This is a genomic window from Telluria sp. ZT3P25 (genome assembly GCF_059685895.1).
The window spans coordinates 1-2,138 of sequence record NZ_JCASIJ010000013.1; the positions used below are offsets into that span (position 1 = coordinate 1).

At 55.1% G+C, this 2,138-nt stretch carries 1 protein-coding gene; it reads left to right on the forward strand.

The window, feature by feature from the left end:
- Window positions 1-127: 127 nt before the first annotated feature.
- Window positions 128-1,906 carry a site-specific integrase gene (locus AC56LY_RS24465; RefSeq protein ID WP_499583721.1) on the forward strand — a complete coding sequence of 593 codons (1,779 nt, stop codon included), beginning with the start codon at window positions 128-130 and terminating at the stop codon, window positions 1,904-1,906.
- Window positions 1,907-2,138 lie beyond the last annotated feature (232 nt).

Genomic DNA, 2,138 nt, shown 5'->3' on the forward strand with positions numbered 1-2,138 from the left:
CCTGATAAGATTATTTATCAAGAAAGGATTGATGGCTGTTTTGGCGTGAAACAAGGATAATTCAGGGCATTCTAGCTTCTCTGACAGGCTCGATACCATGTCAGTCACCTCAACGACCGAGGCCACAATGAGCCAGAACACGAACGTCCTGCTTGCTCCCGTCACTTACAACCGCAGTGACTACACTGCGCTACGAGCCCACTGCCTCAAAATCCCGATCGCGAAAATTGCCGAGCTGTACTACAGCGACGACAGCCCACAAGTCGAGATGGGCCTAGAGCGGTTTTTACTAGCCATGCGCGCGGATTTGATCGAGCGCTGTATCGTCAACAATCCCGCCACGGCCGAGATTCTTCAAGGTGCCCGCCAGGGCGGCTCTATCACCAGTCGAGCACTGGAGATCTTGATCAAGGCTGCAGACGCGCCGGCGCCTGTACCGCACCCGGACCATCCGGTTTCGCAGTGGTTTCGTCCATTGACGGCTAAGGCGCTGAGAGTAGAGCACATCCACACGCTTGCCGATCTCACGGCCATCATGACGAATCGAGGCCCCAGCTGGTGGCGCGGCTTACGGCGCATAGGCGTTCACAGGGCCAAAGTGATGCATGCTTGGATCGAACGCCATGAACGCACCCTTGGTACGACCTATCCAGTTGACCTGATGGCACCGCCGGGGCTGTCGAAAATCGTCGTCGATCCTCAGAACGACAATCCTCTAGCGCCCATCGAGCGCCTAGTGGCGCCAAGCTGGCTTGACGGATCAGAAGGTCTTAATCGCGACACCCGGTTCAATTACGTCGGCGCAGCCAACGACCTGGAAGCGATCAACAACTACCTGCACCGGTTCCGTGATCGTCCGCACACCCTGCGTGCCTACACGAAGGAGATAGAACGGTTTTTATTCTGGTGCATCCTGGAACTGCGTAAGCCGCTTTCTTCAGTCCTGGTACCCGACTGCGAAAGCTATAAAGATTTTTTGAAGGCGCCCAGTGCGCGCTTCGTCGGAGGGCGTGCGCCGCGAGAGTCGGCGCGCTGGCGACCGTTTTCGCACACCAAGCTCTCGCCGGCATCCCAAAGACAAGCAGTGTTGGTCGTTAAAATCGTTTTCGAGTATTTGGTGGGCGTGCGCTACCTGGCAGGCAACCCATGGTCTGCCGTCGACTTGCCCAAAGCGCCAGTCGCAGTCAATCGGATGCAGATCGAAAAGGCATTGGCGCAACCTCTTTGGGACGAGCTCATCGAACGCTTGGAAGCAAGTAGTAACCATCCTGAGCGCATCCAAGACCGTGTCGCTTTGTCAATGATGCTCCTGCTTGGGGATTCCGGGTTGAGGCGAGCGGAAGTTGCGGGCGCCCAACGTACTGCTTTGTTGCGCAGCAAGTGGAGCGCAGAGGTATTCGAATTGACCGTCCTTGGCAAACGCAGCGCGTATCGCGTCGTGCCGGTTAGTAGTCGCACTGTCGAAGCGCTGCGCCGGCACTGGAGGGATCGTGGGCTGGATTTCGACTCAGAAAACGCAGAGGGTGCCTTGCTTGCTCCGGTAGTCGTTCCTAGCCACGCTGCAGCATTGTTGCGACATCGAGAAGGAGATGCGCAATCTGGATATACAACAGATGGCCTGTATAAACTGTTTCAGAGCTCGATCAAACGTTTGAGACTCGATCACACGGTCGAAAAGGGCTTCAGCCTAGATGACCTTGCCGCCCTTTCCAAAGCCTCGCCGCATGCGTTGAGGCATACGTTCGGCACATTAGCCGTGGCCGACGGTATGCCAATCGATGTTGCGCAAGCAGTGCTTGGCCACAAGGACAGCGCAACGACAGCCATCTATGTACAAGCGAAGACCAAGCGAGTCATTGAGGAAGGTGCAAAATATTTCGCCAGCAAGCGAGCCAAGGTATCCTGACGACGTGCCATTGTGATCAATGCTGCTTATTTCTAATGCATCGGGGTGGAACCCGCATGGGCAGCGACTTTCGCTAGATAAACCAACCAGTTATCCACAGAAATTGTGCATAACTAGTTTGTCCCAATAATTGCGACCAGACTGGCACTCCTGTGCAGACCCTCGTTAATCGAGGAAAAGAGTGCTTTCTTGTCAATATGTCCGACACGACTAGTACTGCTGATAACCTATT

Excerpts from the sequence above, each read along its gene's own strand:
- AC56LY_RS24465 (WP_499583721.1), top strand. The coding sequence starts at position 128 with ATGAGCCAGAACACGAACGTCCTGCTTGCTCCCGTCACTTACAACCGC.